This is a genomic window from Nonomuraea sp. NPDC049028, from assembly GCF_043197735.1.
Classification (GTDB): domain Bacteria; phylum Actinomycetota; class Actinomycetes; order Streptosporangiales; family Streptosporangiaceae; genus Nonomuraea.
The window spans coordinates 509,696-533,789 of sequence record NZ_JBICTR010000001.1 but is presented as its reverse complement, the minus strand read 5'-3'; the positions used below and the strand labels follow the sequence as shown (position 1 = coordinate 533,789).

20 protein-coding genes are annotated in these 24,094 nt (G+C 70.6%); 6 read left to right on the top strand and 14 right to left on the bottom strand.

Annotated features, from left to right (window positions below):
• Positions 1–22: 22 nt before the first annotated feature.
• Complete coding sequence (locus ACGFJ2_RS02395; RefSeq protein WP_393463777.1) at positions 23–3,832, bottom strand: AAA family ATPase; 3,810 nt, start codon at positions 3,830–3,832, stop codon at positions 23–25.
• Entirely contained in the window at positions 3,833–4,945 is a 1,113-nt protein-coding gene (locus ACGFJ2_RS02390; RefSeq protein ID WP_393463774.1) for an exonuclease SbcCD subunit D, read from the bottom strand. It lies immediately after the preceding gene.
• Positions 4,946–5,051: 106 nt separating this feature from the next.
• On the opposite strand from ACGFJ2_RS02390, the gene ACGFJ2_RS02385 reads away from it, so the two are divergent.
• Positions 5,052–6,545, top strand: coding sequence for a prolyl oligopeptidase family serine peptidase (locus ACGFJ2_RS02385; protein ID WP_357960248.1), 1,494 nt, complete (start codon positions 5,052–5,054; stop codon positions 6,543–6,545).
• A gap of 10 nt (positions 6,546–6,555) precedes the next feature.
• On the opposite strand, the gene ACGFJ2_RS02380 is transcribed toward ACGFJ2_RS02385, so the two are convergent.
• Positions 6,556–7,470, bottom strand: coding sequence for an alpha/beta hydrolase (locus ACGFJ2_RS02380; protein ID WP_357960251.1), 915 nt, complete (start codon positions 7,468–7,470; stop codon positions 6,556–6,558).
• A 1-nt stretch (position 7,471) separates the two neighbouring features.
• Positions 7,472–8,332 carry an enoyl-CoA hydratase-related protein gene (locus tag ACGFJ2_RS02375; protein WP_357960254.1) on the bottom strand — a complete coding sequence of 287 codons (861 nt, stop codon included), beginning with the start codon at positions 8,330–8,332 and terminating at the stop codon, positions 7,472–7,474.
• A 141-nt stretch (positions 8,333–8,473) separates the two neighbouring features.
• Here ACGFJ2_RS02375 and ACGFJ2_RS02370 point away from each other — a divergent pair, with 141 nt between their 5' ends.
• Complete coding sequence (locus tag ACGFJ2_RS02370; RefSeq protein ID WP_357960256.1) at positions 8,474–9,901, top strand: LCP family protein; 1,428 nt, start codon at positions 8,474–8,476, stop codon at positions 9,899–9,901.
• Here ACGFJ2_RS02370 and ACGFJ2_RS02365 read toward each other — a convergent pair.
• Genes ACGFJ2_RS02365 through ACGFJ2_RS02350 form a run of 4 tightly spaced genes read right to left on the bottom strand, consistent with a single transcriptional unit; the run spans position 9,876 to position 13,266 of the window.
• Positions 9,876–10,832: an asparaginase gene (locus tag ACGFJ2_RS02365; protein ID WP_393463769.1), complete on the bottom strand. Its 957-nt coding sequence runs from the start codon at positions 10,830–10,832 to the stop codon at positions 9,876–9,878. The genes ACGFJ2_RS02370 and ACGFJ2_RS02365 overlap by 26 nt on opposite strands.
• Positions 10,825–11,658 (bottom strand): amino acid ABC transporter permease, encoded by an 834-nt coding sequence (locus tag ACGFJ2_RS02360; protein ID WP_393463766.1) that lies wholly within the window; start codon positions 11,656–11,658, stop codon positions 10,825–10,827. Before ACGFJ2_RS02360 ends, ACGFJ2_RS02365 begins: the two co-directional genes overlap by 8 nt.
• Before the next feature lie 58 nt (positions 11,659–11,716).
• On the bottom strand, positions 11,717–12,361 hold the full coding sequence (locus tag ACGFJ2_RS02355) for an amino acid ABC transporter permease (protein ID WP_357960264.1): 645 nt from the start codon (positions 12,359–12,361) through the stop codon (positions 11,717–11,719).
• Positions 12,361–13,266: a glutamate ABC transporter substrate-binding protein gene (locus ACGFJ2_RS02350; protein WP_357960267.1), complete on the bottom strand. Its 906-nt coding sequence runs from the start codon at positions 13,264–13,266 to the stop codon at positions 12,361–12,363. The genes ACGFJ2_RS02355 and ACGFJ2_RS02350 overlap by 1 nt, the downstream gene beginning before the upstream one ends.
• A 107-nt stretch (positions 13,267–13,373) precedes the next feature.
• Between ACGFJ2_RS02350 and ACGFJ2_RS02345 the strand changes: the two genes are divergently transcribed.
• The 3 genes from ACGFJ2_RS02345 (at position 13,374) to ACGFJ2_RS02335 (ending at position 15,881) form a co-directional block, all read left to right on the top strand.
• Positions 13,374–14,510 carry an ROK family protein gene (locus ACGFJ2_RS02345; RefSeq protein WP_357960270.1) on the top strand — a complete coding sequence of 379 codons (1,137 nt, stop codon included), beginning with the start codon at positions 13,374–13,376 and terminating at the stop codon, positions 14,508–14,510.
• 163 nt (positions 14,511–14,673) lie between these two features.
• Positions 14,674–15,447 carry a hypothetical protein gene (locus ACGFJ2_RS02340; RefSeq protein ID WP_357960274.1) on the top strand — a complete coding sequence of 258 codons (774 nt, stop codon included), beginning with the start codon at positions 14,674–14,676 and terminating at the stop codon, positions 15,445–15,447.
• 89 nt (positions 15,448–15,536) lie between these two features.
• Positions 15,537–15,881 (top strand): hypothetical protein, encoded by a 345-nt coding sequence (locus ACGFJ2_RS02335; RefSeq protein WP_393463761.1) that lies wholly within the window; start codon positions 15,537–15,539, stop codon positions 15,879–15,881.
• Positions 15,882–16,048: 167 nt separating this feature from the next.
• On the opposite strand, the gene ACGFJ2_RS02330 is transcribed toward ACGFJ2_RS02335, so the two are convergent.
• The 5 genes from ACGFJ2_RS02330 to ACGFJ2_RS02310 all read right to left on the bottom strand — a co-directional run bounded on the left by ACGFJ2_RS02330 (position 16,049) and on the right by ACGFJ2_RS02310 (position 21,248).
• On the bottom strand, positions 16,049–16,870 hold the full coding sequence (locus ACGFJ2_RS02330; protein ID WP_393463758.1) for an alpha/beta hydrolase: 822 nt from the start codon (positions 16,868–16,870) through the stop codon (positions 16,049–16,051).
• 72 nt (positions 16,871–16,942) lie between these two features.
• The gene (locus ACGFJ2_RS02325; RefSeq protein WP_393463755.1) at positions 16,943–17,680 is read right to left on the bottom strand and encodes a class I SAM-dependent methyltransferase; all 738 of its coding nucleotides are present in this window, start codon (positions 17,678–17,680) and stop codon (positions 16,943–16,945) included.
• 358 nt (positions 17,681–18,038) lie between these two features.
• Complete coding sequence (locus ACGFJ2_RS02320) at positions 18,039–19,043, bottom strand: enolase C-terminal domain-like protein (protein WP_357960291.1); 1,005 nt, start codon at positions 19,041–19,043, stop codon at positions 18,039–18,041.
• 21 nt (positions 19,044–19,064) lie between these two features.
• Positions 19,065–20,438, bottom strand: coding sequence for an MFS transporter (locus tag ACGFJ2_RS02315; protein WP_393463752.1), 1,374 nt, complete (start codon positions 20,436–20,438; stop codon positions 19,065–19,067).
• Between the two features lie 87 nt (positions 20,439–20,525).
• Positions 20,526–21,248 (bottom strand): TetR/AcrR family transcriptional regulator, encoded by a 723-nt coding sequence (locus ACGFJ2_RS02310; RefSeq protein ID WP_357960297.1) that lies wholly within the window; start codon positions 21,246–21,248, stop codon positions 20,526–20,528.
• Between the two features lie 100 nt (positions 21,249–21,348).
• Here ACGFJ2_RS02310 and ACGFJ2_RS02305 point away from each other — a divergent pair, with 100 nt between their 5' ends.
• Positions 21,349–22,794, top strand: coding sequence for an MFS transporter (locus ACGFJ2_RS02305; protein ID WP_357960300.1), 1,446 nt, complete (start codon positions 21,349–21,351; stop codon positions 22,792–22,794).
• Between the two features lie 46 nt (positions 22,795–22,840).
• Here the strand turns inward: ACGFJ2_RS02305 and ACGFJ2_RS02300 are convergent, their stop codons facing one another.
• On the bottom strand, positions 22,841–24,013 hold the full coding sequence (locus tag ACGFJ2_RS02300) for a VWA domain-containing protein (RefSeq protein ID WP_393463747.1): 1,173 nt from the start codon (positions 24,011–24,013) through the stop codon (positions 22,841–22,843).
• Positions 24,014–24,094: the final 81 nt, after the last annotated feature.

The window sequence follows — 24,094 nt, the reverse complement described above, 5'->3', positions numbered from 1 at the left end:
GGGTGCCAGCCCGGACCGGTCGTCAGCCCACCCCGACTGCCGACAGCGTGGAGCCGGTGCGCGCCTTGGAGACCCTGAGCTGGGCCGGGATCCTCGAACGCAGCTCGGCGACGTGGCTGATGATGCCGACCGCCCGCCCTCCGTCGCGCAGCCCGTCGAGGATGTCGAGCACGCCGTCGAGCGTGTCCTCATCGAGCGTGCCGAAGCCCTCGTCCACGAACAGCGTGCCGATCTCGGCGCCACCCGCTTCGGCGGTCACCACGTCGGCCAGGCCGAGCGCGAGGGCCAGCGAGGTGATGAAGCTCTCCCCACCCGACAACGTGGCCGGGTCGCGGTCGACACCCGTCCACCCGTCGGCCACGCGCAGCCCCAGCCCGCCACCCGAACGCCCTCTGGCTCCGGCCGTCTTCCGCAGGTCGTGCCGCAGGAGGTAGCGCCCTCCCGACATGTGGTCGAGGCGCTCGTTGGCAGCGTCGACCACCTGCCGGAGCCGTTCACCGAGCACGAACGACGACAGGCTCATGTTCCACTGATTGTCGCTCGACGTACCACTGGCCAGTGCCGCCAGCCGCTCGGCCAGCCGGTGCCGGTCGGCGGCGGGCTGCCACCGCTCTATGCACGCGGCCAGCTCCGCGCCCAGCTCGGCCACTCGCTGCTCCCGCTGCGCGGCCCGGTCCCTGGCCGACGCCAAGGCCGTGTGCGCCTGTTCGGCCTCGTCGCGCGCCGCCTCGGCGGCGGCCAGATCGGGTACGTCCTGCCGCGCGGCGGCCACCAGCTCGGGATCGGCCAGCGTACTGGTCACGGCCGCGTGCTGCGCGTCAAGCCGCCGCAGCAGCTCCGCTTTGCCGTCTCGCTCGTACTCGCTCCTGGCGGCGGCCTCCACGTCGGCCACGTCGCCGAACCCCGCCTCCAGAGCCGCCCGTACGGCCGCCTCCATCGCGCTGACCCGCTCAGCCTCGGCGGCGACGGCGGCCTGCGTGGCTTCCAGGGCCTCCCGTAGTAGTTCGGCCTCGTCGTTCAGCCTGGACAGGCGGGCGGTGAGCGTGGGGTCGTCGCCGCGCGCGCTGTCGAGCCGCGCGGTGAGCCGCCCCGCGTCACCACTGAGCTCCTCTTGCCTGGTACGGCAGGCGGCCAGGCGGGCGGTGACCCGGCGCGCCCGCTCTTCCAGCGCCACCCGCTCCTGGCTGAGCGCGGCGGCCTCCCGCGCCAGCCCGGCCTCCCGCCCGGCCGACTCCCGAAGCCGCATCACTGCCTCCTCGGCCACAGCCAGCACGGAGGGCGCCGACTCGGGACCGATCGTCGCTCCATGGTCATCTACTGGAGCCGCTCCGTCGGGGGCCGCGCCCCGATCAGCCAGAGCGAGCGGCCGCTCGTCGTCCCCGTCCTCAGCCCTGACGTGCGCCTCGGGATCGGTCTGGACGGACTGAGCGAACCGCGTATGGCGGCGGATGTCGGAGTCAGGAAACAGGGTATCGAGGTGCCCGGTGTCAGGGACGTGGGTTTCGAGGAGGCCGCTTTGAAGGAGGCGGGTGACGAGGCGGGCGCGTTCGGCCTGGTAGTGGGTGTGGTGGGTGCGGTGGGCCGTGAGTAGTTCGCCGAGCTCGCGGGCCTGGTCCCGGACGCGGTCGCGTTCCGTCTCGATGCGGTCCAGCTCGGCGGCCAGTGCGGGCTCGCGTTCGGCGATCGCCTCCAGGCGGGACAGCTCCTCCTGAGCCTGGAGCGCCGCGGTCTCGGCGGTGCCGGTGTCGAGGCCGCCCGCTGCCGACACGGCGTCGGCGTGGCGGGATTCCAGGGAGGCGAGTGTGCGTTCGGCCGCCTCACGTTCGGAGAGGGCCGCCTCGTGGGCTTGCTCCGCCGCCAGCTCGTCGTCGGCGGACGGGGCGCTGGGGGCGGGCGAGGCCGGGTGGGGGTGGTGGTCGGAGCCGCACACGGCGCACGGGCTGCCGTCGGACAGGTCGCGTGCCAGCTCGGCGGCCATGCCGTCGATGCGTGCCTGCCGTACGTCCAGCCAGTGCTCGCGCAGGCCCTGCGCTCGGTCCACAAGCGATTGGTGGTCGGCGGTGGCGGACTCCAGCTCGGCGGCCAGCGTCTCGGCCCGGTGGGCGGCATCTCGTACGGCCCTGGCCGCGTCGAGTGTCGCGACGGCGGCGGGGATGGCGGCCGTCTCGGCCCGTACCTCCGCAAGGCGGGCATTGACCTCAGCCAGCCGTACGGGCAGCTCCGCGTCGGCGGCGGCCACCTCGGCCTCGCGCTGGATGAGCCGGTCTAGCTCCACGGTCAGGCCGGCCAGCTCCCGGTCGACGGCGATCAGCTCGGCCGCCGCGGTCCGTACGGCCTCGGCCGCCGGGATCCTGGCTGCGTCCAGGCGGGCCCGCGCCAGCTTGCGTTCGGCCTCCTCGACGAGCGCGGGCAGGGCGGCGAGCCGGGTGGCGGCGGTCTCGTCCTCGGCGGCCAGCCCGGTCAGCTCCTGCTCGACGCGCTGAAGGTCTCGGCGGACGACGAGCAGCCTGGCTTCCTCGGTGAGCAGCTCGGACAGGCGGGCGATCTCCGCCTGGCGGGCTCGCTCCATGGCGTGAAGCCGCTCGGGCTCGACCCAGCCGACCAGACTCCCCACCCGGGCCGCCGCACCGCCGTGCCGGGACCCGCCACCGTCGTCGGAGAAGTCGGACAAGTGGTGGGAGGGCTCGATAAGCGGCCAGTCAGCGGAGTAGGCCGCAGGCGCGTCGGTGGGAGTGGGAAGTCCGGTGGGGGTGGCTTTCAGGAGGGGGTAGGCGCGGGCGACGGCGTCCGTGGCCAGGGAGTGGGCCTTGGCCGCGGCTTCGGCGCGCTGGCGGGCGGCGCGGATGAGCGGAAGCACGCGGTCAGCGCGGGCGGCGTCGTCGAGGATGGCCTGGAGTTCGGCGCGTTCCTCGGCTCGCTCGTCGAGGGTGCGGCGCAACGTCAGGGCCTCGGCGTGGCGGCGCTGGCGGTCGGCCAGCGACGTCGCCTGCTCGAAGCGGGAACGTGCCGAGCGCAGGGCCCGCCCGGCCGCCGCCTGTTGCTCGGCGGTCCGGACGACGACGGCGCGGGCGGCGGCGAGCAGCGCTCCGGCCCACCCCAGCGGGTCGGTGTCCGAATCCCGGGCGGCTGTAGCAGTGGCGGGCCCGAGGGCGGCGGGAGTGAGGTCGCCTGCCGCCTCCTCCAGGCGTTGGATCGCGAAGTCCACCTGCTGCCGCAGCTCCTGCTGGTCCCGCCAAGCCGCCTTGCGGTGCTCGGCCAGCCAGGCCTCCGTCTGGGTGAACACCTTCACGGTGAACAGCCGCTCCAGCAGCCGCCGCCGGTCATCCCCATCGGCGCGCAGGAACCTGGCGAAATCCCCCTGTGGCAGCATCGCGACCTGGCAGAACTGGTCGGCGTTCATGCCGAGCAGCCCGCCCACGAGGTCACCGGCCTCGTCGGAGCGGGTCGTCAGGCCGTGCCAGGCGGAGCCGACCCGTTCCTCGACGATGACCTTGGCCTTCTCCTCGGTGAACCCGGACCCGCGCAACTTGGGCCGCTGCCACACCGGAGAACGCTGGATGCGCAGTAACCGGCCCCGCAGCGACACCTCGAGCGAGACCGAAGGCCCGACCGAGGTCGGGGCGTGGTCGCAGCGCAGCGCGCGGGCGCTGTTGCGCTGGCCCGGGACCTGGCCGTAAAGGGCGAAACAGAGGGCGTCGAGGATCGTGGTCTTGCCCGCGCCCGTCGGCCCGTGGACGAGGAACAGGCCCGCCTCCGCCAGAGCGTCGAAGTCGACCGTCTCCGAACCGGGGAAGGACCCGAAAGCCGTGAGCGTGAGCCGGTGCGGCCGCATCTACGCCATCGTCTCCTTCACCCTGGACGCCTCGATCGCCTGTCTTAGCAGGTCTTCCTCGTCAGGTCCGGCAGGCTCGCCGCGTACTTCCCGAATGAAGTCGAGCGCCACCTCCGCCTCCGGCCGGCCGCTGAGGCGGGCGGGCTGGGCGACGGGAGCGCCGCCGGAAGGCTCGAAGGACAGCGCCAGCGTGTGGGGGAAGCGGGCGCGCAGCCGATCCATGGCTGATTTGGGGCGGATCGGATCGGTCAGTACGACCTGCAGCCAATGGTCTTCCACGTCGTCATATGCGGAGGAGGTCAGCAGGTCCTCCAGCGGACCGCGTAGACGGCCGATCGGCCGGGGCACCGGGGCGGGTACGAAGTCGACCTCCGAAGAGCCGAGTGTGACCAGCCACGACCCCTTCTTCTGGTTGACCTCCGAGAAGGAGTAGGCCAGGGGGGAGCCGGAGTAGCGGACCGTCTCCGACATCCGCTGGCGGCCGTGCAGGTGGCCGAGCGCGACGTAGTCGACCCCCTCGAAGGCCGACAGCGGCACGTGCGCCACCCCGCCCACGCTGATGTCGCGCTCGCTGTCGCTGGCCTCTCCCCCGGTGACGAAGGCGTGGGCCAGGACCACCGAGCGGCGGTGTCGCGGGGCGTCGGCGCGGATGTGCGCCATGGCGTGGGACAGCGCGGCGGTGTGGCTGCGGTCGGGCAGCTCCCAGGGGCCGCGTACCAGCTCGGGCTCCAGGTAGGGGATGCCGTAGAAGGCGACGTCGTCCACCAGAACCGGCTCCCAGGCGCGGGACGGGTCGGTGCGCAGGTGGACCCCGGCGGCGTCGATCAGGTCGGCGCCGAACCCGAGCCGGCGCGCCGAGTCGTGGTTGCCGCTGATCAGCACGGTGCGGGCGCCGGTGCCCATCAGGCGGCGCAGCGCGTCGCCGCAGAGCGCGACCGCGTCGACCGGTGGCAGGGCGCGGTCGTAGACGTCGCCGGACACCACCACCACGTCGACCCGCTCGGCACGCACCGTCTCGATCAGGTGGTCGATGAACGCGGCCTGGCCTTCGAGCAGGCTCTCGCGGTGGAACGAACGCCCCAGGTGCCAGTCGGAGGTGTGCAGGATCCGCATTCGCAGGAAGCTAACAGGTCTCACCGACAAATGCGGTCCCCTGCGTCACACGTCTCAGGAGTAGGCTGAAAGATCAGCGGGCAATTCAACCCACATGGGGAGGCCGATGCGCACTGGCCGTGGCACCGTGAGCGTCGCCGCAGGTTTGGTGCTGGTGGCCCTGGCCGCGGTCGGCTACGTTCTGCCACCCGCGTTCAACCCTCCGCCACTCCAGGCCGATCACGCGATGCAGGCACTCCCGCCCCAGCCCGCGAACGAGCTGCGGCCCGTGGTCGCGGTGACTCCCGTGCACCGCGAGGAGATCTCGCTCCCGGCGGAGGGCCAGACATTGTTCGGAACGGTCCGCGCCCCCATGACGCCGGGACGGCATCCGGCGATGGTGTTCGTGTCGGGGTCGGGCAACGGCTCGCGGACGGAGTTCACGCCGCAGGCGGAGTTCCTGGCCAAGGCGGGCGTGGTGACGCTGGCCTTCGACAAGCGGACGGTCGGCTACAACTTCCGCGACCGGGACTTCGGGCTGCTCGCGGACGACGCGCTGCGCATGGTCGAGTACATGCGCACGCGCCCCGACGTGGACCCCGACCGCACCGGGCTGTGGGGGGTCAGCGAGGGCGGCTGGGTGGTGCCCATCGCGGCGGCCAAGAGCCGCGACGTGGGGTTCGCGGTGCTGGTGTCCTCGCCGAACGTGTCGCCGCTCAGGCAGGTGGCCTGGGCGCTGAACGAGCAGTTGCAGCGCCTGCGCGCGCCGATCGGCGTACGCGACCTGCTCACCAGGGCGATGGGCGGGGTGGGCTTCAACTTCCTCCGCTACGACGCGATGCCCGCGCTCCGGCAGATCAGGCAGCCGGTGCTGGCGTTCTACGGGACGATGGACCCGTCCATCCCGTTCGTGGAGTCGTCCCAGTCCCTGATCACCGCGCTCAAGTCGGCGGGCAACGACCAGTACACGATCCGCTTCATGGACAAGGCCGACCACGCCATGCGGATCAACGGCGGCCCGTTCGCGCACGGCTACCTGGAGACGCTGGCGAACTGGATCATCGGCCTGCCCGGCACGGCACGGCCCCAGCTGCACGTGGCGGGCACGACGCCGGTGCAGCGCTTCGAGGCCAGCGACGTCCCCGCCGCCCCGTGGTACGCGGGCGGCACGATGCTGGGGCTGACGATCTGCCTGGCCGCCGTCGGCTACGTGGCCGGCCCCGTGGCCGCGATGGTGGTACGCCTGCGCGGCCGCCGGCAGACCCCGGCCGACACCAACGCCCGGCTCTGGCCGCCGATCAGGCGCAGGCTGCGCCGCATGGCGTGGACGGGGCTGGGGCTGCTGGTCTCGGTGCTGGCGTTCATCACGGTGCTGGTGCTGTTCTCGGTGAACCAGGCCGGGGCCTGGCCGGCCGTGCTGGCCGGCTGGCTGGTGGTGCGGGTGCTGGCCGTACTGATGCTGGTGCAGGAGGTCACGGCGGTGGCGGCGGTCGTGGCGGGGCTGCGGGAGGGCATGCGGCCGAGCCGCTGGCAGCACGTGGCGATCGCGGGCGTGCTCGGCGGCACGGGGCTGCTGCTGGTGGCGGCGGCCTACTACGGGTTGTTCGCGTTCCCCTGGTGAAGGAACGCGCTCAGCCTCCGGTCTGGTAGACGAAGGCGTTCAGCCAGCGGTCGATCTCGGCGAACACCTGCTTGCGTACCGGCTCGGCCGACAGCACCAGGTCGTGCATGCCGTCGGGGATGCGTACGCAGGTGACGTGCGGGCCCACGCAGGTGGCCCAGCGGGCGATGTGCCGGGGATCGAGTACGGTGTCGGCCGAGCGGGCTTCGGGCACGAAGTCGCGTACCCGCAGGCCCGTGGTCGAGGCGAGCACGAGGACCGGCACGTCCACGGCCAGCCCGGCGTGCAGTCGCCGCTGTGCCCGGCGGATGGCGGCCAGCCAGGTGGCGTGCACGGAGAAGCCGCCGAGCGGCTTGAGCTCCAGGTCGTAGTCCCATTCGCCCTGTTCGGTGCGGTGCAGGCTCTGGCCGTACGCGAAGCTGACGCCCAGCGGCAACGCCCGGCTGGAGTACGACAGCGGCGTCTTGAGCAGGTCGGCGGCCAGGCGGAGCGGCGCGGGCACGTTCAGGTCGAAGAACGGGCTGTTGAGCACGAGCCCCTGCACCAGGCCCCGGCCGCGGACGCGGTCGGCCCACAGCGGCGCGACCAGGCCGCCGGTCGAGTGCGCGTTGATCGTCAGCTCGTCGTGGTCGCGCCTGATGACGCGTACGGCCTCGTCGATCTCCGGGAAGTACTCCGTGACGCTCCTGACCAGGCCCCTGGTCTGGTGCGGCAGCAGCGACCTGCCGTACTTGCGCAGGTCGAGGGCGTAGAAGTCGATGCCGCGGCCGAGGTAGTGGTCAGCGAGGTGGTCCTGGAAGAAGTAGTCGGTGAACCCGTGAAGGTAGAGCACCGCCCTGCGGGAACCGGCTCGGCGGGAGATCAGCGTCGCTACGACGTCGCCTTCGTAGTCGGGCGGCATGGACAGAACGGTGGTGTCGTACATGCTAGACACGATAAGGATTTACGGGCCATGACGGCACACCGCCCGGCAGGTCCTCACTGATCTTCATCGGGAACTCGGCCGGCCGCTTCTCCAGGAACGCCGTCACCCCCTCCACGGTGTCCGGCGCGGACCCGAGCTCGGCCATCAGCCGGGAGTCGGCCGCGTGCGCCTCCCAGGGCGACGAGGCCGACAGCCCTGACCACATCAGCCTGCGGATCGCGGCGACCGACACGGCGGAGGTGTTGTCGGCGATCTCCCGGGCCAGCGCGTAGGCGGCGGGCAAAAGCTCCTCGGCGGGCAGTACGCGGGACACCAGACGGCCCTCCAGCGCCTCGGAGGCGGGGAAGACGCGCCCGGTGGCCACCCACTCCATGGCCTGCGCGATGCCGACGAGCCGGGGCAAGAACCAGCTCGACGCCGCCTCGGTGACGATCCCCCGGCGGGCGAAGACGAAGCCGAACTTCGCGGTGTCGGCGGCCAGCCGGACGTCCATCGGCAGCGTCATCGTGACGCCCACGCCGACGGCCGGGCCGTTGATGGCGCCGATGACCGGCTTGAGCGACCGGGCGATGCGCAGCGCGACCGTGCCGCCGCCGTCGCGCGGCACGCCATCCACGAGTTCGCCAGGCTCGCGGTGGCTGAAGGTGTCGCCGCCACCGCCCAGATCCGCCCCGGCACAAAAGGCCCGGCCCGCGCCGGTGACCACGATGGCGCGTACGTCGTCATCGGCGTCCGCGAGGTCGAACGCCTCTATCAACTCTCCGCGCATGGCAAAGGTGAAGGCGTTCAGCCTCTCGGGGCGCTTCAATGTGATCGTGGCGACCCGGCTGGTCACGCCGTAGTCGATCTGGGAGAAGGACATAGGCCGAATCTTATTCGGTTACTAATGTTCACTCTCCCCTAAAGACATATTTCGCATTCTGTCCGTAGGCTGCCGCCTCGATTCGGCCTACGGTGAAGTTCGCGGGGAAACGGGGATGGCGTGAAGCAGGCAAGGAAACCGGTGAGCGCCGTGGCGGTTCTCGGCTGGCTGGTGCTGGCCGCGCTCGCGCCGGGAGCTGCGCATCTGCGGGCCGGATGGCGCAAGACGGGTCTGATACTGCTCGGCTGTTACGCGGTGGTGCTGCTCGCGCTTCTCGCCGTCAGGCTGAGCACCGACAACCTGCTGGGCGATCTGACCCAGGACAGCTGGCTGACGGGCATCACCGCCGGCGCCGTCGTGCTCGGGGTGGCGTGGTTCGCGCTGATCGTCCACTCGTTCATCGTGCTGCGGCCCGGCAGTCTGCCGCAGGCCGGGCAGGTCGTGGTGGGCACGTTCGCGGGACTGCTCGCGGTGCTGGTCGTGCTGCCGTTCGGGATGGTCACGAGCTATGTCTGGACGTCCCGGAACGCGCTCAACGACATCTTCGTGAACGAGGGCACCCCCGAGCCCCAGGCCGAAGAGACGACGACCCGCCCCGAGGACCCGTGGGCGGGCCGTACGAGGGTGAACATCCTGCTCATCGGCGGCGACGCCGACGACAACCGGATCGGCGTACGCACCGACAGCATGAACGTGGCCACCGTCGACGTGAAGACCGGCAACACCGTGCTGGTCAGCCTGCCGCGCAACCTGGAGAACGTGCGGTTCCGTCCGGGCACGCCAATGGCCGAGCACTTCCCCAACGGGTTCCGCCTGCCGCCCGACCCGGGCGGCGGCCGCAGCGACCTGCTCAACAGCGTCTGGGAGTACGCCGACGCGCACCCCGAGATCTTCGGCGGCAAGCAGCACCAGGGCCCCAAGGTGCTGATGGACACGATCGGCTACACCCTCGGGCTCAAGGTCGATTGGTACGCCCTGGTCAACATGTGGGGGTTCGCCCGGTTGATTGACGCGATCGGCGGGGTCACGCTCACGGTCGAGCAGGACGTGGTGTTCGGCCGCTACAACGAGGGCCTGGTCAAGGCGGGCACGCGCAAGCTGAAGGGCGCCGACGCGATGTGGTACGCCCGCTCGCGTACCTTCAGCGATGACTTCACCCGGATGCGCCGTCAGCGGTGCGTGATCGGCGCGCTGCTCGACCAGGCCGACCCGGCGACGGTGCTGACCAGGTTCAACCGGATCGCCGGGGCCACCAAGGAGCTGATCAGGACCGACATCCCCCGGCCGATGCTCAAGCACCTGGTGCCGCTGGCGCTGCAGGTCAAGAACGCCAAGGTGACGAGCATCCAGTTCGTGCCGCCGCTGATCAGCACCGTCTCCCCGGACTGGGCGAAGATCCGCTCCATCACCGAGAAGGCCATCCGCGATTCGGCGGGCGACCGGCCCACCGCGGCCACGGCTTCACCGGAGTCTTCTTCGGCGCCGAAGTCCACCAAATCGCCCTCGTCCAAGAAGCAGAAAGAGAGCGACCCCACCAAGACCCTTACCGAGGGCTGCGGCTCGCTGTGACGATCCGGCCGACCGGCGCGCCGCCGCCGAGCACGGCCACGCTCTCGAACGCGGCGGCCGACGACACCTCACAACCCATCTCGCGGAGCACGGACAGGGCGATGACCGTGGTGGCGCGCGGGCTGCCGTCGATGACCTTCACCGCGACCGAGTGCCCGGACTCCATCGCCACGACCAGCACGCCTTCCGCGCCGCCCTTGACCAGGGCGCCGGGCAGGGCGCGCATGAGCTCGGTGTTCTGGTGGCCGGTCCCGCCGACGTACTCGGGGTGCTCGCGCATCGCGTCGGCCACCTGGCGCGGCGCGCTGCCGGGCGCGGCCAGCACGAGCCCCTGTACGGCCCGCGCCAGGCCGGTCAGCGAGAGCCCGAACAGCGGCGCCCCGCAGCCGTCCACGGCCACGTGGGCGGCCTTCTCCCCCGCCAGGTCCTCGGTGACCGAGCGCACCCGGAGCTGCACCGGGTGCTCGGCGGCCAGGTAGGAGTCCACGTCCCAGCCGTTGGCCACGGCGGCGGCCAGCATCGCGGCGTGCTTGCCCGAGCAGTTCATCCGCTCGCGGGAGACGCCCTGGTCCTGCCTGATCAGCGCGTGCATGGTGGCCTGGTCCTCGGGCCAGGTCGCCGGGCAGCCGAGTGCACCGAAGTCCAGCCCGTAGTCGGCCAGCAGCTCGCCGACCAGCCGTACGTGGAAGTCCTCGCCCGTGTGGCTGCCCGCGGCGATCGCCAGGCTCGGCCCGCTCAGGGCGGCGCCCGCGACCAGGCAGGCCAGCGCCTGGAACGGCTTGGCCGACGAGCGGGGCAGCAGCGGAGCCTCGACCCGGCCGAGCTCGACCACGGCCCGGCCCGACGGGTCGAGGCCGACGGCGCTGCCGTAGTGGACGCTCTCGACGAATCCGGAGCGCACGACCTCGGCGAGGAGGGCGAGTTCAGGCACGAGCGAATCTCCTTCTGGTTCTGGGGATGGCGGGGGTAGCGCGCCGGCGGGCCTCCAGCGTACGGGCCAGTTTGGACAGCGACGCGTTGACCACCAGGTAGACCAGCGCGACGACGAGGTAGGTCTGGATGAGATAGCCGTTGTAGGCGGCCAGGACCTTGCCGCTGTAGAGCAGCTCCGCGTAGCTGACGACGAACCCGAGCGCGGTGTCCTTGAGCAGCCCGACCGACTGGCTGACGATCGACGGCAGCACCCGGCGGGCGGCCTGCGGCAACACGATCAGGCGCATGGTCTGGCCGTGGGTGAGGCCGACCGCCAGGCCCGCCTCGCCCTGGCCGCGCTCGATGGAGCGGATCCCGGCGCGGAAGATCTCGGCGAACGCCGCCGCGTTCGACACCGACAGCGGCACCACGAGCTTCCAGAACAGCGGCAGGTCCAGCCCGTACTTCGGCAGCGCGAACAGCACCACGTACACCAGCAGCAGCGCCGGGATGGTCCTGACCACCTCGACGTAGACGGCGGCGGGGACGCGCAGGAGGCGGTGGCGCGACAGCCGGCCCAGGGCCAGCACCAGCCCGAGCGCCATCGCCAGCGCGGCCGAGACCACCGCGGCCAGCGCGGTGGACCACAGCCCGGTCAGGAGATAGCGCCACATGGGCCAGGTGGCGTACGGCTGCCAGCGCGCGGCGTCCAGCTGCCCGTTGGCGGCGAACTGCCGGACGGCCAGGGCGAGCAGCGCCAGGGCGGCGAGTACGCCGACGACGGTCGCGATCCGGATGCGCCGCCGCGCCCGGGGGCCCGGCTCGTCGAACAGAGCGGTGCTCATGGCCTTACTCCCAGCGCTCTTTTGAAATCGCCCAGCGCTCTTTTGAAATCGCCAGTGCTCATCGCAGGATCGCCAGTCGTCGTTCGAGCCGGCCGGTGACGAAGCCCGCGCAGGCGGCGATCAGCGCGTACGCCGCGCCCGCGCCGACGAAGATCGGGATGGGCTGGGCCTCGAGGAGGTTCACCCGGTTGGCCGCCGCGGTCAGGTCGACGACGCCGACGGCCGCCGCGAGCGCCGTGTTCATGGTGAGCGCGATGAAGATGTTGCCGATCGGCTGCACCACCGTACGCAGTGCCTGCGGCAGGATGACGTGCCGCAGCGACTGGGCGAACGTCAGCCCGATCGCGCGGGCCGCCTCGCCCTGCCCCTTGGCCACCGAGTTCACCCCGGACCGCAGCGCCTCGCCGATGTAGGCGGCCTCGTACACGGCGATCACCGCGATGGCCGTCACCCGCAGGTCGGCCTTGATGCCGATCTCCGGCAGCCCGAAGAACGCCAGGACGAGCAGCACCAGCAGCGGCAGGTTCTGGAAGGTCTCCACGTACGCGGTGCCGAGGGCGCGCAGCACCCGTACCGGGCTCACCCGCAGGGCGGTCACCAGCACGCCCAGTACCGCCGCGCCGAGGAACGACGCGGCGGTCAGCTGGAACGTCACGAGCAGCCCCTGCCACAGCTCGGGCAGGTGGTCGAGGAGGACGGACATCAGGACCCCGGCACGGAGCCGATCTGGGGCGGCTGCGGAGCGTCGCCCACGACGACCGTGCCGATGGAGTTCTTCCAGATCTTCTGCCAGGCCCCGGCGTCCTGCATCTTCTTCAGCCAGGCGTTGGTGAACGTCTTGAACTGGTCGTCACCGTGCTTGAGCCCGATGCCGTAGGGGTCGACGGTGAAGGGCTTGGTGACGATCTGGATCGACGGGTCCTTCTTGGCGTCGGCGATCAGCAGCGTCTCGTCCTGGACGTAGGCGACGCCCCGGTCCTGCTTGAGCGCCTGGAGGCACTCCGGGTCGCTGCCGAACGTGATGATCTCCGCCTGCGGCGCGAACTTCTTGATCGCGGGGATGGCGGGCGTGTTGGCACCGGCGAGGACCTTCTTGCCGTTCAGGTCCTCGGGCTTGGCGATGCCCGTCGCGCCCTTCTTCACCGCGATGGTCAGGCCGGAGGTGTAGTACGGCCCGGCGAACGCCACCTGCTTCGCCCGTTCCGGCGTGATCGTGTACGTCTGGAAGACGACGTCCACGGTGCCGTTGGCGAGCAGCGCCTCGCGGGTCTCCGAGGCCGAGTTGACGATCTTCACCTTGGGCTGGCCGATGATGTACTTGGCCAGCGCCTTGCCCAGATCGGCGTCGAAGCCCTCGACCTGGCCGGTGGCCGGGTTCTGCTGGGAGAGCAACGGCGCGTCCAGCGAGCCGCCGACGATCAGCTCGCCGCGCTGCTTGATCTTCTCCATGGTGGAGCCGGGCAGGATGTCCGCGGCGGCCGCGACCGGCGCCTGCGCGAGGACGTCGTCCTTCTTGGTCTCTCCTCCGGGCACGGCGGGGCTGCTCGTCTCGCCGCAGGCCGCCAGGCCTAACAGGGAAACGGCGACGGCAGCGACAAGTCTCTTCATGACCATCCACTTCCTTCGAAATCGAAGATGAAGCGGAACGTAGTGGGAGATTTCGTACGAAGTCAATACGTTGTCGCAGGAAGTCCGGACATGATATTCCTCTCAGCATGAACCAGCGGCTGCCCGTGAGCGGGGCACAGGGAGACCTGCTGCGTCTCGTGGCCACCGGCCGGGCCGAGTCGCGGGCCGACCTCGCCCGCTTATCCGGGCTGGCCGCCTCCAGCGTGTCGCTGCGGGTCGAGGAGCTGATCTCGCTGGGCCTGCTCGGCGAGGAGGGCTCAGGTACGTCGCGGGGCGGGCGGCGACCCAGGCGGCTGCGCCTGTCGCCGTCAGCGGGGGTGCTGGCGGTCGCCGACCTCGGCGCGCACCATGCCCGGCTCGGGCTGCTCGACCTCAGCGGCGCCCCGCTGGTGATCGAGGAGCGGCCCTGCGAGATCGCCCGGGGTCCGGAGGCCACGCTGGACCTCCTGTCGGACGCCTTCGACGAGCTGTTGGCCGTACATGTGCCGAATGACGTGCCGCTGCGCGGGGTCGGGACCGGCATCCCCGGCCCGGTGGACCCGGCCACCAGCCGGGTGGTCACGCCGTCGCGGATGCCGGGCTGGAACGGCTTCCCCGTCGCCGAGCACCTGGGCCTGCGCTACGACCTGCCGATCCTCGTCGAGAACGACGCCAACCTGATGGCCGCCGGTGAGGCCCGGCACTGGCCCGGCTGCGACAACCTCATGGTCCTCAAGGCCGGGACCGGCATCGGCTGCGGCGTGATCGTCAACGGCCACCTGCACCGGGGCCGGGGCGCGGCGGGCGACATCAGCCACGTACGGGTACGTTCCGACTCGTCCGTCCTGTGCGCCTGCGGCCACCCCGATTGCCTGGAGGCGTACGCCAGCGGGGCCGCCCTCATGTCGGCCCTCGCGGACGCCGGGATCACCGTGGCCCGTCCCGCGGACATCGTGAGCCTGGTGGACGACGCGATCCCCGAGGCCACCAGCCTGGTCCGGGGCGCGGGGCGACGGATCGGCGAGGTCCTCACCGTGCTGGTCAACTTCTTCAATCCGGACGTGATCGCGGTGGGCGGCAGTCTGTCGGCGGCCGAACCGCTGATCACTTCCATCAGGGCGGCGGTGTACGAGCGTTGCCTGCCGTTGGCGACCCGCGACCTGGAGATCGTCCCGGCCAGGGCCGGCCGGGACGCCGCCCTCCTGGGCGCCGGTGCGCTCCTCTTGGAAGCGGCGCTGGTTTAGGCGGCCATTCTCGCTCGCGATGCGACACACCCGAAGCGCCCGTCACCACGGTGGCGGGCGCTTTTACGCTAACGTACCTCTGATAAATCGGGGTCCCTGTCGTCGCACCATGCGAGGTCCTTTGTCGCCCATCCCGTTACGACTCGTTTTCCTCTTCACCTCCGTGCTCCTGATCGCCGGATGCACCACCACTTCGCCACCGGCCGAGCCCGAAACCGCTAATCCGGTCGCCGAACAACCGGTCCCGGAGAATTCGACGTCAGAAGAAAGCGATGACGACGCGGGCTTCGTCGAAATCTGCGTCAACAAGAAGACGCGCCTGCGGATCAACTATCGACCGTGTGACGACGCGCGGCCCGGCGCCGCCTGGTACTTCTTCTCGCTGGACGCGCGGGTGACCGCCACCGGCTCCAAAGCCGAGCACGGCTCGTTCAAACAGCCACGAGGCGACTCGTACCGAGCTCCCGCCAAGGGCGGCAGCGGCTCGGACGCGATGATCGCCGACGTCGACGACCGCGTGAAGGTCTGCGTGCGAAAGGCTACTCGGATCCGGTTCGCGAACATCAGGTGCGACGACGGCGAGAAGGGATACGGCTGGTATTACATTCGCATCGACGGCACCGTACCGGCGATGGGCAAGAAAGCCGACAACGGCTCTTTCCGTGAGCCGTACGCGGAGGCGTACAGCGCGCGCAGCAAAGGCGGCGACGCCGCCAAGGCAGCGATCGGTTACGAGGATCCGGACGCCCCCGAGCCCGAGCCCGATGACGAGGAAGAGTACTGCACCACGACCGTCAACAATGAATGCGTCGCCACCAATGAGTGCACAGAAACGGTGAACGGCGTCTGTACCAGGACCGAGGACGGTTATCTCGGAACGCCATCAAGAAAGTGCCGCAACGTCTGGGCCCGCAAGCACTGGACCCGCCGCTGCTGACACGGCCCGCGGACGGCTTGAAGTCGGCTGGCCCGTCCGCGCAGTGGGCCGTCTACTCCTCGCCTCGGGGATGACAGAACCCGTTCTGCATGTCGACGACAAGGACGGCGGCGGCGTTCATCGGCGCTTCCTTCGAGATTGGCTTCGAGATCGGCGAGGAGATCTCGCGCGGCCAATGGTCGGCCCCGCAAGAAACAGAATCCACTCTCACCATGAAGATCGTCCAGCGGGCGGTCGGCCCCATGACCGACCACCAGCGCCAGGTCATCTGGGTCGTGATCGGCACGGCCGACGCCGCCATCCAGCACTGGATGGCCGGCATCCTGACGCCCGGCGAGGTGCGCTTCCAGATCCTCTCGGCATGCAGCCTGCTGGACCTTCCCGCCGACCAGATCGCGGCGGACCGCCGGCTCGCGGACCAGGAACCGACCTGACCGCGGACCGCGAGCCCGCCCGATCTACGCGAGTGCGCGGTCGAGCAGCGGGGCGAGCGTTTACACGCCAGTAGCCGGAGAGGGCGATTTCCAGAATCGCTTCTGTTTTTCGACGGGATCAGCCCCCGGACGTCGGCCTATCGCGGGATCAGCCCCCGGACGTCGGCCTATCGCGGGATCAGTCCGCGGACGTCGGCGAAGAGCCGTTCGTGCGCGGCCGCCGCCTCCGGGCTGGTCAGGTCCATGCCTTGGATGAATCCGTGGACGAGGCCGGGTTCACACCGGTGCGTGACGTCGACTCCGGCTTCAGCCAGGCGGCGGGCGTAGGCGTCGCCCTCGTCGCGCAGCGCGTCGTGTTCGGCAGTCACCACCAGGGCCGTCGGCAGACCGGACAGGTCCGGCTGGTGCAGGAGACTCGCCGACCGGCGCCCAGACGGGTCCGGCATCCACTGGGCGACGAACCAGCTCAGTATGTCGGCGTCGAGCCCATAGCCTGTGCCCTTCTCGGCGACGCTCGGCTGGGAGAGCGTGAGATCGGTGTTCGGACATATCAAGATTTGTACGTCGGGCAGCGGACCGCCCTCGTCCCGCAACCGCAGGCAGGCCATGGCGGCGAGATATCCCCCCGCGCTGTCACCCGCCACGGCCACCGGCCCGGCCCAGCGGAGCACGTCAACGACGTCGTCGATGGCGGCTGGGAACGGATGCTCCGGAGCCAGCCGGTAGTCCACCGCCAGCACCTCGACATCGCACTCCTTGGCGATGCGGCGACAGGTCCTGTCGTGCGTCTCCAGGTCACCGAAGACCCATCCGCCACCGTGCACGAACACCAACAGGGGACGCGGCTCGGCGGCGGGCCGATAGTGGCGCAGCGGCAGGTCCGAGGGGCCGGTCACGTCCGCGACGTGCGGCAGGCCGGGCCCCTTCGGTCGAGTGCCGTTCCGGCTCCGCGCGCTCTCACGGAGTTCACTGGCGAGATATGGGGACACGCCAACGAATGATAGGGGCCACCCCTAAAGGGGAGGAATGCCACGGTCTTCCTCGCTGACGCTGCCGCGGTCTTACTCGCTGACAGCGGGGCGGTGGAAGGTGGCGCGGCAGCGGTGGCGTTCCGGGTCGCGGAGGTCTTCGATGTGGTCCGCGACCAGGCCCTCCGATGCGAAGGACGCGATCTCGGACGGCGTGAGAGGCCACGGCGGCGCGAACACCGGGCCGCCCTCCTCACGGGCCGAGGCGATCACCAGGAGCGTGCCGCCCGGCCCGACGAAGCCGGAGACCGAGTCGATGGCCTGCGCGTGGAGGTGCTCCGGCAGAGCTTGGACGGTCATGATCTCCACCACCAGGTCGAACGCATGGCGCCACTCGGTGGGCGGGTCGAGCAGGTCGGCTGCGCGATAGTCCACCGTGGAGTCCGGAAAGCGCTCCTGGGCCAGGCGTACGGCCGACTCGCTGACGTCGAAGGCAACCGTGTCGTAGCCGAACCTCGCCACGTACTCGGCGTCGTCCCCCAGCCCGCACCCGACCACCAGCGCTCGCCGACCCACTCCGGGGCCGGTCCCCGACGCCGAAGAGTGCCACTCGACGAGCAGTGGGTGGGGTGTCTGTGAGTCCCACGGGACGATCGCCTGACCCGTCGCCGACTCCGCGTACAGGCGCTCGAACCACCCCGTCGGATCACCGGCCGCCAGTGACTCCGCCGCCAGCCGCCGGGAGTCCTCGTCCCGATCCCGCTCCGCCAAAGGTCCTCCAAGTTCGAGTCCGTACGGCAGGCCGCGCCTCGCCCTGTCGGCCAGTGCCACCAAGTCGACCGTATCGCCCATCGGCCCGACAAAGCTGCGTTGCTGGAGAACCGGGCAACATACCCCAAACGCCGCAACTCGATGTCGAAGAACGGGATCAGCACGCAGACGGCCGGGCTGGGGTGAGGGCACGGGAGGTCGGCGTGCCACCAGGAGAGCTCCCCCGCCCGGCCGTCGACGGCCAGTTGGACGACGTCCCGCGCGGTGGCCTCCCGCCCGAGCAGCTTGCTCGCGGCGCCGATGACCGCAGAATGGCGACAAGTGTCCGCCACCTGGTTAACGCCGATACATCCCCTACGGCAAGCCCCTTTATCGCGAAATTTCGGGATAAAGGTAGAGGGGCTAGATCACATAGCCGTCACGCGAGAAACGAATCCTTGGCCATCCGGCGTACCCGGGCCTCGTCGATGACGTGCCCCAGCCCCGCCTGCGTCAGGGGCACCGCCACCACCCCGCCGTTCGCCCCCACGATCGGCGTCACGATCTGGTTGTTGCGCGGCGGCTGCGTCACGTCGCACGGCAGCGTGCACCCCGGCAGGCTGGCCAGCGCCACCGTGGCCGCCCGGGCCAGTCCGGCGCCCTGGCCGCCCGCGCACTGGATGTCCCAGCCGGCCGCGGCGGCCCGGTCGTGCGCCCTGCGGGCCTCGCTGAGCGACGGGAAGGCGGTGGGCCGCAGGATCAGCACCCGCGCGGCCCTCAGTGTCAGGTAGTCGTCGAGCTCCGCCGACGAGCGCACCTCGACCGCCACCGACGCCGCCACCTCGTCCTGCAGCGAGGCGTGCGCGTAGACGTCGCCGACGGGGAAGGGCCGTTCGATGACCTCGATGCCGTACGAGTCCAGCGCCGCGAGCTGGCCGCCCTCGGAGTAGGCGCAGCCGCCGTCGACGGCCAGCGTCAGAGCCGGATAGGCCAGGCGTACGGCGCGCACCGGCTCGACGTCCCAGCCGGGACGCACGTCCAGCGTCACGTGGCCGTAGCCCGCGCATACCTGCTGGTTGACCCGTGAGACCAGGCTTTCGAGTGACGGGTCGGGTTCGAGCCGGACGGTGGCCACCAGGGAGGTGCGGGTGCCGCCGATCGCCTCGGCGAGCGGCACGCCGCGCATCCTGGTCCACAGGTCCCAGCAGGCCATGTCGACGGCCGGGTCGCCGCTCAGTACGGCGTCGGGGTGCTCCCAGTCGACGCCGATGAGCTGGGCGGCCAGCGACTCCTCCAGCCGGGCCCAGGTCTTGGGCTGGGGATCCAGCGCCTCACCCCAGCCGGTCATGCCGGCGTAGTCGGTGAGCTTGACGAGCAGGCTCTCCGACCGCCTGCCGTACGGCAGGACCAGCCGGAAGACCTCTAGCTCCCGCACTCGCGGCATGTACCCCCCTCTGCGACGAAGCTACGAAACGACTCCTTCCAGTGTGCCTGCCTTCGTGTGCTGGGCAAAACGCGGGGCGATGACGGCGGCCAGCACGGCGAGGGTGAAGGTGAAGGCGAGGCCTACCAGATAGGTCTCGCCGGTGGCGGTGAATAGGGCCCCGGTGACCGCAACGGCGACGACGGTGAACACGGACTCGCCGACGCCGAGGGCCGCGGTGTTCTGGCCCGCCTCTCCGGGCGCGGACATCTCCAGCACCAGTACGGACACCGTGGGGTGCAGCGCGCCGATGCCGAGGCCGGAGATGGCCATGGCCACGTACGCGAGGGCGATCGGCACGGAGTCGATCAGCACGAGCGACATCAGGGCGATGCCGGTGGCGATCATGATGGCGCCACCGCGCAGCGCGGTGAGGTGGCTGATGCCGCCGCGGCCCTTGATCCAGGATCCGGTGGACCAGCCGAGCGCGCCGACGGTCAGGACGATGCCGGCGCCGGTGGGTGTCAGGCCACGCTCGCTGATCAGCATGAGCGGGATGAGAACCTCGGCCGCCATCAGCGAGCCGTAGGCCAGGCCGCGGAGCACGGGCGCGCTCGGCAGCCCGCGGGCGGCCCTGAGCGAGCCGCGGGGCAGCAGTCTGGGCAGGGACACGGCCAGCAGGACGATCCCGGCCGCGAGCAGGGGCAGGCCGCGGAGCTGGAGCGCGCTGCCGTACTGGATGAGCGCGGCGGCGACGGCGGTCAGCGTGGCCCAGACCAGCTTGCGCCCGAGGCCGGGGGCGGGCTCGGCCTCGCCGCCGCGCAGGCCCGCGCCGGCCGTGCCGCGCCACAGAAGCAGCGCGCTGGGCACGACGATCAGGGAGACGCCGAGGAAGATCCACCGCCAGTCGGCGTTCTCCACCACGAATCCGGCGATGGCCGGGCCGACCATGGACGGCACCACCCATGCGGCCGAGAACAAGGCGAACACCCTGGGATGCATCTCACCCGGATAGACCCTCGCCACCAGCACATAGAGGGCCACCTGGATCAGGCCCGCGCCGAGCCCCTGGATGAACCGTCCGGCGACGAACACCTCCATGTTCGGCGCGAACCCGGCCACCAGCAGTCCTGCCACGAAGCCCGCCACACCGGCGCCGACCGCCGGCAGCGGGCCCTTCACATCGCTCCACCTGCCGCCGAGCACGGTGGCGATCACGCTGGCCGCGAGGGTGGCGCTGAAGGCCAGGTTGTACAGGTGCATGCCGCCTAGCTCGCGCGCCACGACGGGCATCGCCGTCGCCACCGCCATCGCCTCGAACGCCACCAACATGACGAGCGCCACCAGCCCCACGCTGAGCGCCCGGTACTTCGCCGACACCACACTGACGGGAGGTGCTTCAAGAGTTGCGGTCATGTCCGGCAAACTATGCCGAACCCCCTGCTCAGCACATCGGGCGCCAGCCCTAGGCCCTTGGACTTAGGGAATCCGGGGCCGGTCGGCCTAAGGCATCCGGGCCTCGAGACCGTCGATCATCAGATCGAGGCCGTACTCGAAGCGCGCCCGCCCGTCGTCGGCGATCAGATCGTCGACGTGCTCGGCGATGTGCGGGAACCGCTCGGCAGGCAGGGCGCGGTAGTGGCTCTCGATGTGGCCGACGAACGACTTGAAGTATTCCTCCAGGCCGAGACCCGTGGCCCGCATCCTGCCGAAGTGCAGCGAGCCCTCGAAGGCGTCGCCGGTGATGTAGAGGGAGATCCGGTCGACGGCGAGCGAGGCGTCACGCGGTGCCATGCCCGCGTCGATGAGCAGGCCGAAGACGTATTCGGCGATCCGCAGCGCGTTCGGGCCCACGGGGATGCTGGCCAGCGCGGCCCTGGCCACGTCGGCATGGCTGCCCAGCACCCGGTGGCACTCGATCGCGTACTCGCGCAACTGCTCCTTCCAGCGGGCCGGATCGGGGTCGGCCAGGTGGATCTCGCCGAGCACCCGGTCATAGATGAGCTCCAGGAGCTCCTCCTTGTTGGCGACGTGCGCGTAGAGCGAGGCGGGCCCGGTGTCGAGCTCCTGCGCGACGCGGCGCATGCTCAGCCCGTCGAGGCCCTCGGCGTCAAGGATCCGCAATCCCGTCTCGACGATCAGGTCCTGGCTCAGCTGCCGCCTGAGCTGAACCGGCTTACGCGCCTTGCGCCACGGCGGGGTCGGGACATTCTCGCTGCTTCCCATGACGAACACTGTACTTGACACGAACGCTGTTCGCCACTAAAACGGTGTTCGTAGCGAACGGTGTTCGTAGTAAGAAACGGTGTTCTACCAAGGAGTCCTCATGACCGTCACCGCCCCCCAGGCGGACTCGGAGGTCCAGCCCTACCGCTGGCGCTGGGTCGCGCTGTTCGTCATCCTGGCCGCCGAGGTCATGGACCTGCTGGACGCGCTGGTCACCTCCATCGCCGCACCGACCATCCAGAAGGATCTGGGCGGCTCGTCGAGCCTGGTGCAGTGGCTGGTGGCCGGTTACACGCTGGCCATGGCCGTCGGCCTGATCACCGGTGGCCGGCTCGGCGACCTCTACGGCCGCAAGCGCATGTTCGTGATCGGCGCCCTGGGCTTCACCGCCGCCTCATTGCTGTGCGGGATCGCCGCGAACCCGGAGATGCTGATCGCCGGCCGCGTTGTGCAGGGCCTGTTCGGCGCCGTGATGCTGCCGCAGGGGCTCGGCCTGATCAAGGAGATGTTCCCGCCGCGGGAGATGGGCAAGGCGTTCGGCATGTTCGGCCCGGTCATGACGATCTCGTCCGTGGGCGGCCCGATCCTGGCCGGCTGGCTGATCGACGCCGACCTGTTCGGCACCGGCTGGCGCATGATCTTCCTGATCAACCTGCCACTCGGGCTGGCCGCCGCACTGGCCGGGATGCGGTTCCTGCCGGAGTTCAGGCTCTCCAACGCCACCCGGCTCGACCTGGTCGGCATGCTGCTGGTCTCGGCCGCCGCGTTCCTGCTGATCTTCCCGCTCATCCAGGGCCGCGAGCTGGACTGGCCCGCCTGGACGTTCGTGTCGATGGCCGCCTCGATCGTGGTGTTCGCCGTCTTCGGCCGGTACGAGAGCCGCCGCGCCGCTTCAGGAAAGGACCCGCTGGTCACGCCGAGCCTGTTCCGCAAGCGCGCCTTCTCCGGCGGGCTGGTGGCCGGGCTGGCCTTCTTCTCCGGCATGATCGGCCTCAGCCTCGTTTTCACCCTCTACACCCAGGTCGGGCTCGGCTACAGCCCGCTCAAGGCCGGCCTCACCGGTCTGCCGCAGGCCATCGGCGGCGTGATCGGCTTCGGCCTGGCCATGTCGGGCCTGCAGGAGAAGCTCGGCCGCGGCCTGCTGCAGATCGGCACCGCGGTGATGGCGGTGGGCGCGGGCGTGCTGGGCCTGACCATCCACCTGGTCGGCACCGACGTCAGCCCCTGGCAGCTGTCCCCCGGCCTGGCCTTCGTGGGCATCGGGATGGGCCTGACCATGGCGCCGTTCTTCGACATCGTGCTCTCGGGCGTCGAGCCGCACGAGTCCGGCTCGGCGTCGGGCACGCTGACCGCGACCCAGCAGCTCGGCGGCGCGCTCGGCAGCGCCCTGCTCGGCACGCTCTTCTTCAACCTGCTCAAGAGCCAGTGGAGCTTCGGCTCGGCGATGCAGGTCACCATCTGGGTCGAGATCGGGCTGCTGGTGCTGACCTTCCTGCTGGCGTACCTGCTGCCGCGCAAGTCCAGTGTGGAGCAAGCGGGGCACTGAGGTTCTCAAGGGCCGCGACCTGGCGTCGCGGCCCTTTCGCCACGTTTCAGGAACCCATGCCGACATGCCGTTCGGCCCACTGGGCGATGTCGCGGCGCTCGATCGCGGCGGCCATCAGGTCCGGGAACGCGTCAGGCGTACACGCGAAGGCCGGGACCCCCATCGCGGCCAGCGCGGCGGCGTTCTCGTGGTCGTAGAAGGGCGCGCCCTCGTCGGACAGGGCCAGCAGCACGATCACCTGGACGCCCGCCTGGGTCATCGCGGCGACCCTGCGCAGCATCTCCTGCCGCACACCGCCCTCATAGAGGTCGCTGATGAGGATGAAGATCGAGTTGGCCGGCCGCGTGATGAGACCCTGGCTGTAGGCGATGGCCCGGTTGATGTCCGTACCGCCGCCCAGTTGCGTACCGAACAGCAGCTCGACCGGGTCGTGCAGCTGATCCGTCAGGTCCACCACGGCCGTGTCGAACACCACCAGCGACGTCTTGAGCGACCGCATCGAGGCCAGCACCGCGCCGAACACACTCGAGTAGACCACCGAGGCCGCCATCGACCCGCTCTGGTCGATGGCGAGCACCACCTCGCGCTGCACGGACCGCTGCCTGCGCGCGTAGCCGACGAGCCGCGAGGGGACGACCGTGTTCTTCTCGGGCAGGTAGTTCTTGAGGTTCGCCCTGATCGTCCGGTCCCAGTCGATGTCGGACACCCGCTTGGGCCGGTGGGTCCTGGCCGAGCGGTCGAGCGCGCCGGTGACGGCGGCCCTGGTCTTCTGGGCGAGCCGGCGATCGAGCTCCTGTACGACCCTGCGCACCACCGCCCTGGCCGACTCGCGCGCCTGGTCGGGCATGACCCGGTTGAGCGCCAGCAGCGTGCCGACCATGTGTACGTCGGGCTCGACGGCCTCCAGCATCTCGGGTTCGAGCAGCAGCCTGGTGAGGTTGAGCCGCTGGATCGCGTCCTTCTGCATGACCTGGACGACGGTCGAGGGGAAATAGGTTCTGATGTCGCCCAGCCACCGCGCCACCCGGGGCGCCGAGGCACCTAGGCCGCCGTCGCGGTCGTACACGGCGGCCAGCGCCCGGTCCATGTCCGCGTCGGCGCCCTCAAGCCCGCCTGCCCCGCCCGCGCCTCCTTGGCGGCCCGCGCAGATGCCGTCGGCGTCGCCGCCGCCCAGCACCAGCCGCCACCTGCGCAGCCGCTCGTCCATACGCTCAGTCATGCTCTCTCCCGCCGATCCGCGCTCTCCCCAAGATCGCCAGCACGCTCAGCCATGCTCTCCCCCGCCGATCCGCGCTCTCCC

Excerpts from the sequence above, each read along its gene's own strand:
- ACGFJ2_RS02395 (WP_393463777.1), bottom strand. The coding sequence starts at position 3,832 with ATGCGGCCGCACCGGCTCACGCTCACGGCTTTCGGGTCCTTCCCCGGT.
- ACGFJ2_RS02390 (WP_393463774.1), bottom strand. The coding sequence starts at position 4,945 with ATGCGGATCCTGCACACCTCCGACTGGCACCTGGGGCGTTCGTTCCAC.
- ACGFJ2_RS02385 (WP_357960248.1), top strand. The coding sequence starts at position 5,052 with ATGCGCACTGGCCGTGGCACCGTGAGCGTCGCCGCAGGTTTGGTGCTG.
- ACGFJ2_RS02380 (WP_357960251.1), bottom strand. The coding sequence starts at position 7,470 with ATGTACGACACCACCGTTCTGTCCATGCCGCCCGACTACGAAGGCGAC.
- ACGFJ2_RS02375 (WP_357960254.1), bottom strand. The coding sequence starts at position 8,332 with ATGTCCTTCTCCCAGATCGACTACGGCGTGACCAGCCGGGTCGCCACG.
- ACGFJ2_RS02360 (WP_393463766.1), bottom strand. The coding sequence starts at position 11,658 with ATGAGCACCGCTCTGTTCGACGAGCCGGGCCCCCGGGCGCGGCGGCGC.
- ACGFJ2_RS02355 (WP_357960264.1), bottom strand. The coding sequence starts at position 12,361 with ATGTCCGTCCTCCTCGACCACCTGCCCGAGCTGTGGCAGGGGCTGCTC.
- ACGFJ2_RS02350 (WP_357960267.1), bottom strand. The coding sequence starts at position 13,266 with ATGAAGAGACTTGTCGCTGCCGTCGCCGTTTCCCTGTTAGGCCTGGCG.
- ACGFJ2_RS02345 (WP_357960270.1), top strand. The coding sequence starts at position 13,374 with ATGAACCAGCGGCTGCCCGTGAGCGGGGCACAGGGAGACCTGCTGCGT.
- ACGFJ2_RS02335 (WP_393463761.1), top strand. The coding sequence starts at position 15,537 with ATGTCGACGACAAGGACGGCGGCGGCGTTCATCGGCGCTTCCTTCGAG.
- ACGFJ2_RS02320 (WP_357960291.1), bottom strand. The coding sequence starts at position 19,043 with ATGCCGCGAGTGCGGGAGCTAGAGGTCTTCCGGCTGGTCCTGCCGTAC.
- ACGFJ2_RS02315 (WP_393463752.1), bottom strand. The coding sequence starts at position 20,438 with ATGACCGCAACTCTTGAAGCACCTCCCGTCAGTGTGGTGTCGGCGAAG.
- ACGFJ2_RS02310 (WP_357960297.1), bottom strand. The coding sequence starts at position 21,248 with ATGGGAAGCAGCGAGAATGTCCCGACCCCGCCGTGGCGCAAGGCGCGT.
- ACGFJ2_RS02305 (WP_357960300.1), top strand. The coding sequence starts at position 21,349 with ATGACCGTCACCGCCCCCCAGGCGGACTCGGAGGTCCAGCCCTACCGC.
- ACGFJ2_RS02300 (WP_393463747.1), bottom strand. The coding sequence starts at position 24,013 with ATGACTGAGCGTATGGACGAGCGGCTGCGCAGGTGGCGGCTGGTGCTG.